The 16858-nt window shown below is 52.5% G+C and carries 11 protein-coding genes; 6 read left to right on the forward strand and 5 right to left on the reverse strand.

Annotated features, from left to right (window positions below; translation table 11 throughout):
* Nucleotides 1–325: 325 nt before the first annotated feature.
* Entirely contained in the window at nucleotides 326–1276 is a 951-nt protein-coding gene (locus tag IE092_RS18060; RefSeq protein ID WP_189359007.1) for a DUF2167 domain-containing protein, read from the reverse strand.
* A 417-nt stretch (nucleotides 1277–1693) separates the two neighbouring features.
* A complete protein-coding gene (locus IE092_RS18065; RefSeq protein WP_189359008.1) occupies nucleotides 1694–2755 on the reverse strand; it encodes a 3-deoxy-7-phosphoheptulonate synthase in 1062 nt (353 codons plus the stop codon).
* 471 nt (nucleotides 2756–3226) lie between these two features.
* Here IE092_RS18065 and IE092_RS18070 point away from each other — a divergent pair, with 471 nt between their 5' ends.
* The 3 genes from IE092_RS18070 to IE092_RS18080 all read left to right on the forward strand — a co-directional run bounded on the left by IE092_RS18070 (nucleotide 3227) and on the right by IE092_RS18080 (nucleotide 5733).
* Entirely contained in the window at nucleotides 3227–3988 is a 762-nt protein-coding gene (locus tag IE092_RS18070) for a phytanoyl-CoA dioxygenase family protein (RefSeq protein ID WP_189359010.1), read from the forward strand.
* Nucleotides 3989–3994: 6 nt separating this feature from the next.
* Nucleotides 3995–4858: an alpha/beta hydrolase gene (locus tag IE092_RS18075; RefSeq protein ID WP_189359012.1), complete on the forward strand. Its 864-nt coding sequence runs from the start codon at nucleotides 3995–3997 to the stop codon at nucleotides 4856–4858.
* Between the two features lie 152 nt (nucleotides 4859–5010).
* The gene (locus tag IE092_RS18080; protein WP_189359015.1) at nucleotides 5011–5733 is read left to right on the forward strand and encodes a substrate-binding periplasmic protein; all 723 of its coding nucleotides are present in this window, start codon (nucleotides 5011–5013) and stop codon (nucleotides 5731–5733) included.
* A gap of 107 nt (nucleotides 5734–5840) precedes the next feature.
* On the opposite strand, the gene lysA is transcribed toward IE092_RS18080, so the two are convergent.
* Nucleotides 5841–7088, reverse strand: a complete 1248-nt coding sequence (gene lysA, locus IE092_RS18085; RefSeq protein ID WP_189359017.1) for a diaminopimelate decarboxylase — start codon at nucleotides 7086–7088, stop codon at nucleotides 5841–5843.
* 129 nt (nucleotides 7089–7217) lie between these two features.
* On the opposite strand from lysA, the gene IE092_RS18090 reads away from it, so the two are divergent.
* The 3 genes from IE092_RS18090 (at nucleotide 7218) to IE092_RS18100 (ending at nucleotide 9054) form a co-directional block, all read left to right on the forward strand.
* Nucleotides 7218–7664: an Lrp/AsnC family transcriptional regulator gene (locus tag IE092_RS18090; RefSeq protein ID WP_189359019.1), complete on the forward strand. Its 447-nt coding sequence runs from the start codon at nucleotides 7218–7220 to the stop codon at nucleotides 7662–7664.
* Between the two features lie 8 nt (nucleotides 7665–7672).
* On the forward strand, nucleotides 7673–8446 hold the full coding sequence (locus IE092_RS18095; RefSeq protein WP_229793258.1) for a transporter: 774 nt from the start codon (nucleotides 7673–7675) through the stop codon (nucleotides 8444–8446).
* Between the two features lie 86 nt (nucleotides 8447–8532).
* On the forward strand, nucleotides 8533–9054 hold the full coding sequence (locus IE092_RS18100) for a TlpA disulfide reductase family protein (protein WP_189359021.1): 522 nt from the start codon (nucleotides 8533–8535) through the stop codon (nucleotides 9052–9054).
* Between the two features lie 537 nt (nucleotides 9055–9591).
* Here the strand turns inward: IE092_RS18100 and IE092_RS18915 are convergent.
* Together IE092_RS18915 and IE092_RS18120 are read right to left on the reverse strand one after the other, a co-directional pair.
* Nucleotides 9592–12702 carry a collagenase gene (locus tag IE092_RS18915; RefSeq protein WP_229793259.1) on the reverse strand — a complete coding sequence of 1037 codons (3111 nt, stop codon included), beginning with the start codon at nucleotides 12700–12702 and terminating at the stop codon, nucleotides 9592–9594.
* Nucleotides 12703–13361: 659 nt separating this feature from the next.
* On the reverse strand, nucleotides 13362–16679 hold the full coding sequence (locus IE092_RS18120) for a collagenase (protein ID WP_189359023.1): 3318 nt from the start codon (nucleotides 16677–16679) through the stop codon (nucleotides 13362–13364).
* Between the last annotated feature and the right edge of the window lie 179 nt (nucleotides 16680–16858).

A 16858-nucleotide genomic window follows, 5' to 3' on the forward strand; every position in this document is an offset into this window, starting at 1 on the left:
CCCGCCGGAGCCATCCGCCGGGCGGTTTGTTTTTGTCGTGTGAAACGGTAAATAAGGGGCCTGAGCAGCGTTCGTTATGCAGAGGTCCGCATGTTGGGTTTGCGGAGCCCCGCACTTTCTGCCGACGACCGCCGCATTGCTGTGCTGGAATCCGCAAATAAGCCAATTCAGGCGATATCAGGCCATTTCAGGCGGCATCAGACGATCTCTGGCTTAATCGGGAGGAAGTGGTTTTCAGGGAAGGATGTGCTGACGGAAGGTGTGAGATGCAAACTCACACGCTGTTACGACATCGCCGCCTGCGGCAGCGATGTCAGCGTCGGAATCAGGTACCGGTTTTTGGCTGGTCGTTGTTGTGATCTTCCGGCACGGCGACCGGTGCATCTTCCTCTTTCTTGCTGAAGAATTTACGTACAGCCATGCCCAGACCAATCACACCGGCAATCGCCAGTTTGGCAAATTTGGCGAGGAAGGCGGCGATGATTGCGAAGAAGCCGAGTTTTTTCGCGGCGACACCGGCAATCAGCGCAGCCAGTCCGTATTCCGCCACTTTGTCTGTCGCCGGATTAAAGTCAGCGTAGCGCTTGCCTTCGTTAAACTCCAGATTATTCAGCAAAGTTTGCGCGTAGGCTTTATCTGCGCCGATCTGGCTGGCGGAAGTAATCATATTCACGCTGATATAGCCTTCGCGTCCCAGTGCATAGGTGTTGTAGTTGACGCCCGGATCAGGATCTTCCCCCTGTTTTAATTTCGCAAGAACAGACCAGACCAGACGATGGCTGGCTGCGTCGTAATGCGGTGCTTCGGCCCAGCGATCCACCATAATCGCCGGAATACCCATTTTTTCGCGTTCTTTATTTTGTTCTTCCGTGCCTTCTTTCAGGCTTTTCAGCAAATCGTCGGCATTCCAGTTTTTCGCATCATCGTCTTTGATGTAACCGGATTTTTCCCATTTGGCGACCGCCATCCACTGGCCTTCGCGCGGGAAAATCAAACCCAGTGTGGTCGGGTCATTGTGATTACCCATGGCCTGCATAATGCGGCCGGCTTCCGGCATCGGAATATAAATCTGATTGGCGGGTAATTTCAGATCGGCCTGATCATTCATATGAATGACGGCAGGGCCTTCGGTTTTGACTTTCGACGCAGCATCGTAAGCAGCTTGCAGCGCTGCTGCGCGCGGATCTGCCGGTGCGGAAGACTGTTGTGCTGTTGCCGGTGCAGAAAGGCTGGCGCTGAGCAGCGCGGAAATGCTGAAAATACGCAGATAAGACATGGTTTTCCCTGAAAAAAAGACGCCGGTACATTGCCGGCGTCATGTCAACAATTTATAGGAACTCATTTCATCAATAGCCACGAGTGCGAACGCGGGGTGCCGGGATGCAGTGCGCGGCGTCGTTGCGCAGCACAGGCTGGTGCCTGTGCAAGCGACGCAACAAAGCAATGCGCCCGGCACCTCCGTTCCCGGAGGGTTTGCCTCATAGCGCACGCTGGACAGCGTTGGACGCGTTGTGAATAGCACCGCTATTCACTGCCTTGTCCGCCTTGCCAGCCTGCGCTATGAGTCAAACGCATCTCGCGGGTATTGATGTAATGAGTTCGTACACCATCTTTGTGCAGATTGCATAATATTTGCAATCTTTTTAAGATAAATTGTTGTTTCTTTATCAGGTGAATGTTGCACTGAAAAAGTTCAGGCTTTTTTCGCACTGCGCAGACGTTCTGCGGCGTAGCGCAGCATGGTGACGGTCGTTTCCCAGTCCACGCAGGCATCCGTGACTGAGCAACCGTATTTCAGCTGGCTCAGATCCGCCGGAATCGACTGATTACCGGCTGCCAGATTGGATTCAATCATGACGCCGACAATGTTCTGATTACCGTTCGCGATCTGATTGACCACATCCGCCATCACCAGCGGCTGCAGCTCCGGTTTTTTGTAGCTGTTCGCGTGCGAGCAATCGATCACGATATTCGGCGGCAGTTTGGCTTTCACCAGCGCCTGCTGCGCCATCGCCACGGAAACCGTGTCGTAATTCGGACGGTCACCACCGCCGCGCAACACCACGTGGCCATGCGGATTACCGCTGGTGCGGACGATGGACACACGGCCTTGCGCATTTAAACCGAGGAAAGAATGCGGATGTGATGCCGACAGAATCGCATTGATCGCGATGCCGATGTCACCGTCAGTACCGTTTTTAAAGCCAACCGGCGTGGATAAACCGGACGACATTTCGCGGTGGGTCTGGGATTCGGTAGTACGTGCGCCAATCGCTGTCCATGCAATCAGGTCGCCCAGGTATTGCGGGGAAATCGGGTCCAGCGCTTCCGTTGCCGTTGGCAGACCGAGTTCACAGACATCCAGCAGGAACTGACGTGCTTTTTCCATGCCTTCATCCACGCGGAAAGAATCATCCATATAAGGATCATTGATGAAGCCTTTCCAGCCGGTGGTGGTGCGTGGTTTTTCAAAATACACGCGCATGACCAGCACCATCACATCTTCCAGTTCTGCCTGCAGGGCTTTCAGACGGCGGGCGTAATCCAGACCGGCAACCGGATCATGAATCGAGCAAGGGCCGACCACGACAAACAGACGCGGATCTTTGCGTTCCAGAATGGCACGCAGTGTATTGCGGCTTTGTTCTACTACGCTGCCGGCAGTTTCGCTGAGCGGCAGTTTGGCGTGCAGTTCTTCAGGCGTCGGCATATTGTCGAACGCACTGACGTTAATGTTTTCCAGAATTTGTGTCATGTTAAATACAATCTTTAAAAATAAATGCAGTCAGTCCGGACTGCATATCAGCCGTGACCCGTGTTCGCAGTCAGCGCGGGATACGGATGAAATGAAGTCTGTGACTTCTGCGGTTCATCAGAGCATGTTTGCCGTGTCAGCCATGGATAATGGCTTCTGTGCTGCCTGACCCGGGTTCCGGGCTGCGCAGGGTGGAGCGAGGGGCTGGCCCTTACTGGCAGAGTGGCCGTTCAGTCTGTGGCGGGTAGTCACAGCTTACGGTTCTAATCCACATTATTGCCCGAATTCCTGATGCGGCGCAAAAAGCTGTGTAATCCACAACCCGGCAGCAGAAAGCGGTCACAGCTTTGTTGTAAAACCGTTGTTTACGCGGCGGTTCAGAGGCAACTGCTGCGGCACAAAATCCGCTGATCTGTTTTCCCTGTTTCGCTTTGCCTGTGGAACAATACCAGTTTTTTGCAGGAACTGCAGATGTTGAACCCTACACAGATCGCATTCTTCCGTGAGCATGGCTATCTGGTGCTGCCGGGTCTGGCAGACCAGACATTTTGCCGGCAGCTTATTGCAGATGCACAAGCGGCGCTGGCGGCCCACAGCGGCGAGATCGAATATGAAGCCGATACCCGCTACCCGGGCGCACCGGCATCGCGTGATGCGGAAGGTGGCATGACAGCACGACGTTTGCTGCAAGCGTATGCGCGCAGTCCGCAACTGGCGCAGTGGGCGACAGGGCCGCAGCTGGCAGCACCGCTGATCAGTCTGCTCGGTGAAGGCGCGGCATTGTCGCAGGCGCATCACAATTGCATGATGACCAAGCAGCCGCAGTATTCCACCGCCACCGGCTGGCACCGCGACAGCCGTTACTGGCAGTTTGCGCGCGCGGATCTGGTCTCTGCATGGCTTGCTTTAGGCAACGAAACAGTGGAAAACGGTTGTCTCTGGGTGATACCGGGAACACACAAACTGACGCTGCATGAAGGTCAGCTCGATGATTTGCAGTTTCTGAAAAAAGATCATCCGGACAATCAGGATTTACTGAAACAGGCCGTGGCCGTGCCGTTGCAGCAGGGTGATGTGCTGTTGTTCCACAGCCAGTTATTTCACGCCGCAGGAAATAACCAGACACAGCAAACGAAATTCTCGCTGGTGTTCACGTATCATGCCGCAGATAACCCGCCAGTGCCGGGCAGTCGTTCTGCCCGCCTGCCGGATATTCCGCTGACCCTGAACTGAATCTGTATGCTGCCTGCACGACTTATCTGCCTGCTGAGTTTCACCCTGCTGCATAAGGTGGCTGGCGCAGCATTGCAAACCGTGCCGTTGTGTCAGGGCTTATCGCTGGACATTCTGCCACCGGCGCAGCGTGCGCAGCAGCCGGCACCGGTTGTGCTGGTTGTGCACGGTGGTGGATGGATAGGCGGCAGCCGTCAGGATTATCCGGAATTGCTGCAATGGCTGAGTCAGCAAGGTTATGTTGCAGCGGCCGCCGAATACCGGCTGGCACCGGCTGCACGCTTTCCGGCGCAGATTGAAGATATGAAGTGCGTGCTGGGCTGGTTGCAGCAACATGCGGAGCAATACGGTGGCGATAGCAAACGCATGGCCGGTATCGGAATTTCTGCGGGAGCGCACTTGCTGGCCTTGTCGCAAACCACGCCCGGTCAGTGGGAAGCGCAAAAGAACGCTCCCTTGCGTTGCGCAGCATTGCACGGCGCGCCGCTGGATTTGCCCGCCTGGTGGCAAAGCGCTGATCCGGACAGGCAGGACTTAATGTCACCGCGTGTGATGCTGAAAGCGCTGACAGGTGCAGCGTACCCGCAGGCTGCATCCTTGTACCGGCAAGCCAGTCCGCAATGGCAGCTGGAACAAAGACGCGCTGCAGCGTCGCAAAACGCGAGGCTGCCTGCGCTGTTACTGATACACGGCGAGCAAGATCAGACCGTACCACTTCTGCAATCACAACGCTACGCCGCACGCTATCAGCAAGCCGGCGGGCGCGCAGAGCTCTATGCTTTGCCCGATACCGGACACATAGGATTCGGTACGCACGGGCGCAGCGTCGCAGAAAAGCTACGACAATTCCTGCAAAGCTGCACGAAATAAGCGCAGATATCCGTCATTCAGCCGATTTACGCACACTCTGTGACAGAATCAGTGCATTCTTTTTGCATCTGATTCCTATGCGTGCTGCGTTTTTGCGAAATTTGCAAGCTATACCCTTTGTGCGGTTTTTGGCCTTTATAAGCTTGCTTTGTATGGCATTTCCGACAGCAGCACTGGAATATCAGGTTTTCACGCAAGAAATGCCTAACGGTCGCTGTGCAGGTCCGATGCCCTCAGATAAGACCAGTAATTTGCTGGATTTCATCAGCTTAGCTGAACAAATTCAGTTGAAACGGGTGTGCGTGCCCTGGCCACGTGCGTTAAAGATGCTTGAGCAGGGAGAGGGCTTGATTTTCGGCATCAGTAAAAACAAAGAGCGTGAGAAAACCCTGCATTACTCACAACCCGTTGTGATGCGGTATATCTTTGTGGTGACCCGCGCAGATGCCCAGTTTCCGGCCAAGAATTTGCAGGACTTAAAAGGCAAGGTGATTGGTGTGCCACGCGGCGTCCAGTTCAGCGACGAATTCGAAATGATGCGTGATAAAGTATTTAAGCTGGAAAATGATCATCCCCAGCCTTTATCAAGAATTTATAAGTTGTTATTTAAAAGGATGGATGCGGCACTGTTTGCTAGTCCGGTTGCAAATCCTGTGTGGATCGAGCGTCGTTTGCAGGCGATACGTGATCAGCAGCCCGTTGATGCCGGTGGACTGGATGATGTCAAACTGGTCGCGTCGCCGGAACCACTGATGGCCGATACCCTGCATTTTGCGATTCGCGCTGATAAAGATCAGGGCATTATTGATCAGATTAATCACGGCTTAATGCGTGCCCGCAAAGCCGGCATTCTGGATGAGCCGCCGGGGAAATGAGTTATCGCCGGATACAAAAAAGCACGCTTTTCAGCGTGCTTTTTTAATTACGCATGGAATGCTGATCGGTATTTCAAAATATCAATAAAAATATTGATAATTAAAAATCAGATGCCGGTTTCCAGGGCGATCAATTCCTGTATTGTCTGGCGACGGCGTATCAGTTTTACCTGATCCTGCTCTACCAGAATTTCCGGCAGCAGCGGCCGCGAATTGTAATTTGAAGACATGCTGGCACCGTAAGCACCGGCATCGTGGAACACCAGTAGATCACCGATTTCTGCTGCCGGCAGATTTTGTGTCGTCACCACGCCGCCGTCTTCCTGCGTGAAGACGTCGCCGGATTCGCACAGCGGACCAGCCACCACGGTTGGTTGCAATGCGCCTGTGCGTTCCTGCCCGTCGCGGGTGCAGACGCTGATGCGATGATAACTGCCGTACATCGCCGGACGCGCCAGATCATTAAAGCCTGCATCCACCAGCGCGAAGAAATTATTGCCCGCCTGCTTTTGCGCACGCAATTCCGCCACCAGCAAACCGGATTCGGCCACCAGAAAACGGCCCGGTTCAATTTCCATACTGACCGCATGACCAAGATGCGCTTCGATTTCACGGCGGGCTGCCTGCCAGACCGTAAAATAGTGATCGGTATCGACTTCCGCTTCACCATCGCGGTAAGGAATCGACAAACCGCCACCGACGGAAATCGCTTTCAGATCTCGTCCCAGCGATTTAACTTGTGCCACCATCGCATCACCCACGGTTTGCAAATGGCTGTAATCCACGCCGGAACCTATGTGCATATGCAGGCCCTGCAGTTGCAAGCCATACTGATCAATAATTGCCAGTGCCTGATCCAGATGACTGTGCCAGATGCCGTGTTTGCTTTGCTCACCACCGGTATTGGTTTTACGGCTGTGGCCATGACCAAAACCGGGGTTAATACGCAGCCACACCGGATGGCCGGGTCTGGCTTTGCCGAGTTGTTCCAGCATTTGCGGGCTGCCGCAGTTAACCGGAATATTCAGTTCTGTCACGCGCTGTATCGCTGCCTGATCCAGCACGTCGGCGGTGAACACAATCGGTGCATGATCTGCTGATGCCAGCGGATCAAAACCCGCTGCCAGCGCACGCTCCACTTCGCCCAGCGACACGGAATCGACCAGTACGCCTTCTTCGCGCATTAATTGCAGAATGTGAATATTGCTGCAGGCTTTCTGCGCGAAGCGAATCACATCAAACGCACGCAGGCGTGCAATCTGTGCGCGGATCACGCTCGCGTCATATACCCAGTACGGTGTCTGATACTGATCGGCAAGGCTGGCCAGCTGGCTGGCGGAGAGGCGGGCTTTCATGGTTTTCCTTGAAATTCGAAGCAAGTGTTGTACGCTACTCTAACAATTTGCACCCGATGCTTGAATAGGATTTCATAAGTGATCAGGCTCTGATAATGTGTACTCATCGGGAAAAACGGTGATTTGCTTATGAATTCCAAAATCGATCAGTTTGATCAGAAAATTTTGTCTTTATTGCAGCAAGATGCCCGTATGTCACATGCGGAAATCGGGCGGCAGGTGCATCTGAGTCAGCCCGCCGTGTCAGAGCGCATACGCAGGCTGGAATCCAGTGGCGTGATTCGCGGTTACCGTGCAGAAGTCGATCCGAAAGCCTTCGGCTATCAGATGACGGCGATGATCCGGATTTCGACGCAGCAGGGCAGACCGTACACGCAATACGTGACGCAAAGTCCGGAAATTATTGATTGCTACACCGTGACCGGCGAAGATGGTTGTGTGATGAAAGTGCTGGCAACGGATGTGGAACATTTGCAGCGCCTGATCAATCAGCTGAATGCGTTTGGCTCGACATCGACCGCGATTGTGCTGACCACGCATGTGAACGGCAAAGTGATTACACCGCCTTCCGTTTAGGAGTTTTGATGAAACCAACTGCCCATGTCTTAGCATTCTGTCTGCTGAGTTGTATCAGTCTGGTTTCTTATGCAGACGAAGAAAAAGACGATGGTGTCACGCCTTACCGGCCTTCGGTATCGAATACCGCATTTTTACCGCAAACCGGACAGCTGGAACTGGAAACCGGTTTCACGCGCAGCCGCAGCGAAGGCTTGTACCGCGACAGTCTGCCGTATCTGCTGAAACTGGCATTCAACCCGCGCTGGGGCGTGCTGCTTGGTGGCGACGCGCATATTCGTCAGCAGAATGATGATGGCAGTACGCAACGCGGCATCGGCGATACCAGCATTACACTGAAATATGCGTATGCGCTGGATGACAAACGCGCGCTGGGTCTGGAATTCGGCAATAAACTCCCTACCGCAAAATTCGGACTGGGCAGCGGCAAAACCGATGTTGTGCTGAACGGTATCTGGAGTTACGACGATGGCAGCCGCGCGCTGGATATCAATCTGAATACCAGCCGTCTCGGCTTCGCAGAACCGGGCAGTTCGGCATGGCAAACCGGCTTGTCCGCGGCGGCATCATGGACTGTGATGGAGAAAACCGATCTGACCGCTGAACTCAGCACCGCCTACCGGCGCGGCACCGCCAGCCAGCATCAGTTGCTGATGGCGTTGTCGTACAGCCCGACTCCGAAAATGACGCTGGATATCGGCTTCACCCGCGGTCTGGCGGCTGGCAGTCCGGACTGGAGCGTATTTACCGGTATCGTGATACCGCTGGGGAAATTGTTCTGAGCTGCATCACGCCGGCCGGCGAAGCACAGCACAGTTTTCCGTAACACGGGTACAATGCGCTTGCCACATTGTCAGGATTATGGATCATGCTGAAGTCTCTGAATGCCCGTCATTTTCGCTTGTTTATCGTGTTTATTGCGCTCGCAGCCGGTGCCTTGCTGTGGGCACTGAATGTTGCACGTAATGCGCAACCGGTGATGCCACCAGTCAGTTTCACCAATCTGCAGGGTCAGAAAATCAGCAGCGAACAATTGCGTGGCAAGGTTGTGATGGTGAATTTCTGGGCCACCTCCTGCTCCACCTGCGTCGCGGAAATGCCGGACATGGTGCGCACCTATCAGAAATACCATGATAAAGGTCTGGAATTTATTGCGGTGGCAATGCAGTACGATCCGCCGAACTATGTACTGAATTTCACCGAAACCCGCCAGTTACCGTTTCAGGTCGCGCTGGATGTGGATGGCGGACTGGCCAAAGCCTTCGACGGTGTGCGCATGACACCCACCACTTTCGTGATCGACAAAAAAGGCAAAATCCTCAAGCGCTATATGGGGCAGCCATCGATGGAAGAGTTGCATAAAATTCTGGAAACCGCGCTGAAAGCCTGATCGCAGAGCATCCTTACAAAATGAACGAACGGAGCTTGTACGGCTCCGTTTTGTTTTTCAAACGTCGCTTCCTGCTTGCCTTGCTGAACTTGCCGGCCGTTGAACACATGGACGCGATCGCCGTTTTTCCTGCACTGGTGTCGGCTCAGAAAACCCAGCAAAAACGCGCCGGAAACATAGCTGCCGTCGCCGGATCGCCTGCACTTCGCAGAGCGGCTTATGCAGAACCCCGCATTAGCAATTTCCGGAAAGCCAGACTTTCTGCCGACGACCGCCACAGAGCTGTGCGAAAGTCCGCATTTCGGGCATTTTCAGGCGACTTCAGGCGATTTCGGGCAGGACGGAGGCGACAGTGACGCAGCTGCTTGAGTGTGGGAAGTGCGATGGTGATTACGTGACATCCGTGCTGAGCGAAGCTGGCAAATAAAAACCGCGCCGTAGCGCGGTTGAATCAGCCCTGCGTCATACAGCCGGGCTGCAGGATCTATCCTTGCAAGCGCCGCCATCAGCACTGGCCGACAGCAGCGCTGACGCCGATCAGTATTGCGTTGTGACTTTCACGCCGGAGAATCCGCTGGTGGCGTACAGACTGACGAATACATAACCAGCTGGCGGATTGTTGATCACAACCGATTCAGCATTGCCGGTTTTGTAGGAACCGTAGTTGTAGTAATCACGGGTTGCCCAGGTGCCCAGTGTGCTGACATACAGATCTGCATTGCCAGTACCGCCGGATGTCGTGATGGTCAGCTTCGGTGTGCCTGCAGGTACGTTGATGTACATGTAGACATAGTTACCGGCTGTGGCACTCAGATTGCTGCGGGTGCAGTTCTTGCCCAGTGCTTCAGCGCTGCCGGAACACTCTGGCAGGCTGCCGCCACCGGAAGTGACAGCCACGGATTTAGACACAGTTGCAGATGCACCGGCATTGTCTTTCACTGTCAGTGTCACGGTGTAGGTTCCTGCTGCCGCGTAGGTTTTGCTCGGATTCACTTCGGCAGAGGTCGTACCGTCACCGAAATTCCACAGACGTGAAGCGATTGTGCCATCGGCATCTGTAGACGCATCGGTGAATTTGTATGTCAGCCCGTTCGACGTCATGCTGAATGCAGCAACCGGTGGCTTGTTGGCGGTATCGTTTTTCACCGTCACAGTTTTGCTGACCGTGGTGGCTGCACCTGCATTGTCTGTGACTGTCAGTGTCACCGTATACGTACCTGCTGCAGCGTAGGTTTTGCTCGGGTTTGCTGCGGCGGACGTTGTGCCATCGCCAAAGTTCCAGCTGCGGGATGCGATGCTGCCGTCTGCATCGGTGGACGCATCAGTGAAGTTCACTGTCAGGCCGCTGGCTGTGCTGTTGAATGCAGCAACCGGTGGTTTGTTGGTCTGATCAGTACTGACACTCAGCGATTTTGTGACGCTGGCAACTGCACCGGCGTTATCGGTTACTTTCAGTGTGACCGTGTACGTACCGGCTTTGGTATAGGTTTTGGACGGATTAACAGCGGTAGACGTCGTGCCGTCACCAAAGTCCCACAGATACGAGGTAATCGAGCCATCACTGTCGGTAGATGCGTTGCTGAAGTTCGCTGTCAGTCCGCTGGCGCTGGCAGAGAAAGCAGTCACCGGTGGATTGTTGACTGGTGGCGTGCCACCGCATTGCGGCAGAGCCGGATTGTTCACGCATGGCAGCCAGTTAGCGAAGTCCGCATCTAAAGACGTACCGATGCTGTTCATATAACTGCTGTAGCTACTGAAATTTCCGGGACGGAAATAACCGAGCATAGACGAAACTTTGTCACGCTGTTTTTCAAACATATAGCGTGCTGCCAGATAACCCCAGTTGTAGATACGCGTCGAGTCGGGGCTATACACATTGGCGAAAATTTCACTCAGACGGTAGGTTTTCAGATCTGCCTGTTTTTTCGCATCCGCATAATCCAGTTTGCGGTAAGAGTAAGACATATACTCTGCGAAACCTTCTATCCACCAGATCGTTTTCGGTACCGACGTGGCAGCGTTGAAATCGCCATACAGATTGAAGCGCCCATCCAGATAGTGGATGTATTCATGCGTCAGATTCCAGATTTCAAATTTCGGCAGCATCCAGGTTGCCTGATATGCAATAAAGCGTGGCTGATTATTCGGATCTGCCGGATCGCCTTCCAGATACATACCACCATTATTATCTGTTCTGATACCGAACATCGAACCGGCATAACTCTGGTAGCTGTCGCGGTCTTTGTAAATCACCATTTCCAGCTGAGTGTTCTGGTCATTGGCTACCGGTGTATTGTTAGATTTAACGACCTTGTGGAAATAAGACTCTTCACCAGCAACAATATTACATGCTTCCTGTAACTGCGTCTGCGTCAGCGCCTGTGCCCGCAGTCGCAGGGTTGGTGAGCAGTTGTATTTGATCGGCAGAATCGCGGCATCCATTTTGCTCTGGAAATCGCAGAGGTTGTAGTAACTGCAATTCGCTTTATCGTAGTAATCGATCATTTCACCCAGACCGAGCCAGACCGGTGTTGTGATACCGCTGTTGGTGGTGCGGTCTAACATGGTTTTGACGCGGGTTTTGGTCAGATTTTTCAGTGCAGAGCCATCCGGATACTGGAGGAAACGTGCCATTTCCCGTCCGGTATTCGATACCAGATAACTGTTATCAGTGCCCAGTACGCTCCAGTTGGTATTCATGAAGTTGTACAGGGTGTCAATGATGGAGGTGTCAGACTGAACTAAAGTCTTGAAGTCATTGTTGTAGTGGCCACGGAACAGGACAGTGAGGGAATTATTGACTGCGGTACGCATCCAGCGATAGTTCAGGAAACTGCTGTTCAGTGTCAGCATGCGTTTTACCACACTGTTTAAATAACGCGCATTCAGACCGGCGCTGTCGACCAGCGTGACAAATTCACTCAGCACTTCGCCGTGGACATCGTTAATCAGTCCGAAATTTGCATTGGCGATATAAGCGTCCATTGCTGACTGAACAGCAGAGCGCAGATTGGCACCATACGTGCCAACGGCGGTTTCCGAGTATTGCACGTAGTAACCGGCACGCAGAAACAGAACCAGTTGCAGAATGCTGGAAGTATTGGTGCCATCGTAAGATGCAGCTGCATTGCGGAAGGCATTCGCGACCGTCACCATCTGACTCTCATTGAAAATCGATGCAGCCTGCGCACCCTTCACATTAAATAAACTATTAATACAAGTGGTCGCTGATGAGGTGATCTGGCTGACCAGTGCACTGCCACTGGCGGCCGCAAATGCGGCAGCGTCACATCCGGCCGCAGCAGCTGTATTCAATCCTTTGGCTGCAGCAGCTTTTTCTGCCTTCGACTGATTTGCTTTCAGCGCAGACGGACGGAAAAGACTGGCAGCCTGTTTATTGTTGTAGTCGAATTTCTCATTTGTTGATGGGCTGGACTGAACCGGTAGACGCTCAGCCGGACTGAGTTTTTTGTGCTGAATATGCGACCCGAAAGTCATGTTTTCTGCAGAGTCAGATTTGTAGATTTTCAGCATATCTTTGCTGTGTGTTTCATGCGCGAAGGCATCGGTACCACACAAGCTGAATACAGAAAATACCGCGGCTGACATGGTGAGCAGACGGGCTTCAGAAAAATTTTTGATGTTCAAAATTGTCTCCCTGAAATTGAACAGGCTTCAGTTGATTATGTTTATTGATAAGTAAATGTGTCAGGCAGTACATCTGTCCGGATGTCTTGCTTGCACATTTGTATATTAAAAATATTTTTTTAGTATATTTTCATTGCTTGTTACGGAATGTAACTAAGCGCTATGGGATTCATAGTGAATAAATTGAAACAATCTGAAACAACGTTTCTGAGTGGAAATCATTTGATGTGATCTTTGCAATAGTTCGTCATGGCAGCGTATTGGCCGAAAAATCGGGACATTGATTGCCGTCGTTTTCAGGTAAACGAATTTTTTATCTGGCCGGATGAAGTAAAGACTGTTGTCATTGTGCAGAACTCCGCATTAGCAATTTCCGGAAAGCCAGACTTTCTGCCGACGACCGCCACAGAGCTGTGCGAAAGTCCGCATTTGAGGGGTTTTCGGGCAGGTTTTTATGCTTCAGCAGCGATCACGCGACGTGCTTGTCAGGATCGGGGCGGGCGGGATGACGTGGCTGGTTGCGGCTGTGCCGCGCAGTGTGGAGTAGATATGAAGAAAAAACAGGCAGCCGCTGTGTTTTGTACAAGGGCTGCCTGCTTATATTGTCCGCCGCTGATTGCGACGGACAAACTGTGCGTGATGATCAGTGCTGCATCAGATCAGTATTGCGTCGATACTTTCACGCCGGAGAATTTACTGCTGCCATACAGGCTGACAAACACATAGCCTTCAGGCGGGTTGTTGATGGTGACAGAAGACGATGCTGCCAGATTTTTCTGCGGCAGATTGTCGGATGTCGGCCATGTACCATTGGTACTGATCAGCAGGTCGGCCGTTCCTTTGCCGCCGGACTTGGTGATCACCAGTTTCGGTGTGCCAGCCGGGACATACAGATACATGTACACAAACTCACCTTTTTTCGCGCTGAGGTTGCTGCGTGCACAGTTCTTGCCCAGCTGTTCTGCCGCGCCTGCACATTCCGGCAAGTCGGTCGTGCCGCCCTGATCGGTTACCGTGACGGATTTTGTAATGACGGAAGTTGCACCGCCATCGTCAGTCACGGTCAGCTTCACGGTGTACACGCCGGCTTTCGCATATTTCTTGGCCGGATTGACTGCTGTCGAGCTGGTGTTGTCACCGAAGTCCCAGACGCGTGAAACAATCTTGCCGTCCGCATCGCTGGAAGTGTCGGTAAATACTGCAATCAAACCATTCGCACTGCTGCTGAAACCGGCAACCGGTGCCTGATTACCGCCGTTATCCTTGCTGACTTTAAACGATTGTGCGGCACTGGTGGTGCTTGCACCTTTGTCGTCAGTCACTGTCAGGGTCACTTTATAAGTGCCTGCTGCGCTGTATGTTTTGCTCGGATTGATTTCGGCAGAACTGGTGTTGTCACCGAAGTCCCATTTACGCGTAACCACTTTACCGTCAGCGTCGCTGGATTTATCCGTGAATTTGACGGTCAGCCCGCTGACTGCGCCGCCAAAGTCGGCGACCGGTGCTTTGTTGGCTGCCTGCGTTACTGTGACGGTTTTGCTGATGCTGGTGGTCGCGTCTGCGTTGTCAGTCACTTTCACGGTCACGGTGTAAGTGCCTTCTTTCGCAAAGGTTTTGACCGGATTGGCATCGGTGGAATTGCTTCCGTCGCCAAAGCTCCAGCTGCGGGATTTAATACTGCCGTCCGGATCGCTGGATTTATCGGTGAATGTTACTTTCAGGCCGTCTGCAGCAAAGCTGAAGTCAGCAACCGGCGGTTTATTCGCGGTGGTCGATTTGACCGTGACATCCTGACTGATATTGCTGGTCGCATTCTTATCATCTGTCACTGTCAGTACCACTTTGTACGTACCGTCTTTTGTGTACGATTTCAGCGGACTGGTTTCCGTGGATACCGGTGTGTTGTCACCGAAATTCCACTGACGCGATTTTACGGTGCCATCAGCATCGGTGGATTTATCGGCGAACTGAACACTCAGGCCATTCACTTTGGCATCGAAAGCGGCTTTCGGCGGCAGGTTGCTATTATCGACAACCGGGCATTGCGGCAATGAAGGGTTATTGACACATGGCAGCCAGTTCGAGAAATCGCTGTCCAGCGAAGTGCCGATGCTGTTCATGTAGCTGTTGAAGCCTTTGTAATCGCCGGAGCGCAGCTGACCAAGAATACTGCTGACCCGGCCGCGCTGTTTCTCAAACATATAGCGTGCAGCCAGATAGCCCCAGTTGTAGACGCGGGTCTGACCGGAGTTATAGTCATTGGCGAAAACTTCACTCAGACGGAAAGATTTTAATCCGGCTTCTTTTTTCGCATCAGCGTAGTCGAGTTTGCGGTAAGAGTAGGACATGTACTCAGCGAAACCTTCAATCCACCAGATGGTTTTCGGCACGGAGATCGCATCATTGAAATCACCGAACATATTGAAGCGCCCGTCCAGATAGTGGATGTATTCGTGCGTCAGATTCCAGATTTCAAATTTCGGCAACATCCACTCTGCCTGATAGGCGATAAAGCGCGCCTGATTATTCACATCCGACGGATCACCTTCCAGATACATACCGCCGTTGTTGGTATCAATGCCGAACAGCGATCCTGCATAGGTGCCGTAATCTTTGCTGCTCTTGAAGATCACCATTTCCAGCTGTTTATTATTGTCTTTTGCCACCGGTACGTTGCCCGATTGCACTTGCTGGTGGAAATAACCTTCTTCACCACCGACGATACGGCAGGCTTCTTCCAGTTGTGCTTGTGTCAGTGCCTGTGCGCGCAGACGCAGGGTCGGTGAGCAACTGTGTTTGATCGGCAGAACCACGGTGTCCAGCTTGGTCTGGTAATCGCACATGTTGTAGTAGCTGCAGTTTTTCTTGTCGTAGAACTCGATCATCTCGCCCAGACCGACCCAGACGGACGCGGTTTTATCGCCGACATTACTGCGGTCCACCATCGCCTTGACGCGGCCTTTTGCCAGATTTTTGATCGCGCTGCCATCGGTGTATTGCAGGAAACGTCCGAGTTCCCGCGCGGCATTGGAGACCAGGAAATCATTGTCGGTACCGAGGACACTCCAGTTGGTATTCATGAAGTTATACAAGGTGTCGATGATCGATGTATCCGATTGCACCAGTTGTTTAAAGTCGTCATTCTGGTGGCCGCGGAATAACACGGTGAATGCATTGTTAACCGCGCTGCGCATCCACCATGAATTCATGAAGCTGTTGTTCAGTGTCAGCATACGTTTCACGACACTGTTCAGATAACGGGCATTCTGATTGGAGCTGTCTACCAGTGTAACCACTTCGGACAGAATCTCGCCGTGCGCATCGTTAATCGTGCCGAAATTCGCATTGTTAACAAAGGCATCCAGTGCACCCTGAATGGCGCTGACCAGATTCGCGCCGTAATTGCCAACGGCTTTATCGTAGAACTGCACATAGTAACCAGCACGCAGGAACAGCACCATTTGCGCAATATTGCTGCTGTTGGTGCCGTTGTATGAGGATGCTGCATTACGGAAAGCATTCGCGACCGTTACCATCTGGCTTTCTTTGAAGATCGCATTCGCCTGACTGCCGGAAACGCTGAATAAATCATTGATACAGTTAATATCCGAGCTTTTGATCAGGCTGACCAGTGCAGATCCCGATGCTGCTGCAAATTCACTGACATTACAGGCAGCGGCCATCGCTTTTTTATCTGTGGTTGCAGACGTGGCTTTCGCGATAGCGGAAGGACGCATCAGTGTGCGCGCCTGACTTTTGCTGTAATCGAATTTAGCAGTCACGGAAGAAGGTGCCTGCTTAGGAAGACGCTCCGCCGGACTCAGTTTGTGATGCTGGTGGTGCTGACCGAAAATCATTGATTCCGCTGAAGACGATTTGCGGATACTGTTTTTTTCAACTGCGTGATGTTCACCGGCAAAAGCGGAAGTGCTGCAGGCGGCGAATGCGGATGCCACAGCAAGAGAAATGCTGAGCATGCGCGTTTCAGGGAAGAAGCTTTTCGTAGGATTCAAAATTGTCTCACTAATCAATATTTAGTTATGAAAAAATGCAAATCGCTGTCGACCCTGAAAACAAGAGCCGGGTATTTCGCGAATGGCCTAAATATATTAGTGATGTTTTTGGTATGAATTTTTTGTGTTTGTAATGAGTTGTA

Origin of the sequence: Cognatundibacterium squillarum (assembly GCF_014652435.1) — a bacterium.
Classification (GTDB): Bacteria; Pseudomonadota; Gammaproteobacteria; order Burkholderiales; family Burkholderiaceae_D; genus Undibacterium; species Undibacterium squillarum.

Coding starts and splice junctions, on each gene's coding strand:
- IE092_RS18060 (WP_189359007.1), bottom strand. CDS start 1,276: ATGTCTTATCTGCGTATTTTCAGCATTTCCGCGCTGCTCAGCGCCAGC.
- IE092_RS18065 (WP_189359008.1), bottom strand. CDS start 2,755: ATGACACAAATTCTGGAAAACATTAACGTCAGTGCGTTCGACAATATG.
- IE092_RS18070 (WP_189359010.1), top strand. CDS start 3,227: ATGTTGAACCCTACACAGATCGCATTCTTCCGTGAGCATGGCTATCTG.
- IE092_RS18075 (WP_189359012.1), top strand. CDS start 3,995: ATGCTGCCTGCACGACTTATCTGCCTGCTGAGTTTCACCCTGCTGCAT.
- IE092_RS18080 (WP_189359015.1), top strand. CDS start 5,011: ATGGCATTTCCGACAGCAGCACTGGAATATCAGGTTTTCACGCAAGAA.
- lysA (WP_189359017.1), bottom strand. CDS start 7,088: ATGAAAGCCCGCCTCTCCGCCAGCCAGCTGGCCAGCCTTGCCGATCAG.
- IE092_RS18090 (WP_189359019.1), top strand. CDS start 7,218: ATGAATTCCAAAATCGATCAGTTTGATCAGAAAATTTTGTCTTTATTG.
- IE092_RS18095 (WP_229793258.1), top strand. CDS start 7,673: ATGAAACCAACTGCCCATGTCTTAGCATTCTGTCTGCTGAGTTGTATC.
- IE092_RS18100 (WP_189359021.1), top strand. CDS start 8,533: ATGCTGAAGTCTCTGAATGCCCGTCATTTTCGCTTGTTTATCGTGTTT.
- IE092_RS18120 (WP_189359023.1), bottom strand. CDS start 16,679: ATGCTCAGCATTTCTCTTGCTGTGGCATCCGCATTCGCCGCCTGCAGC.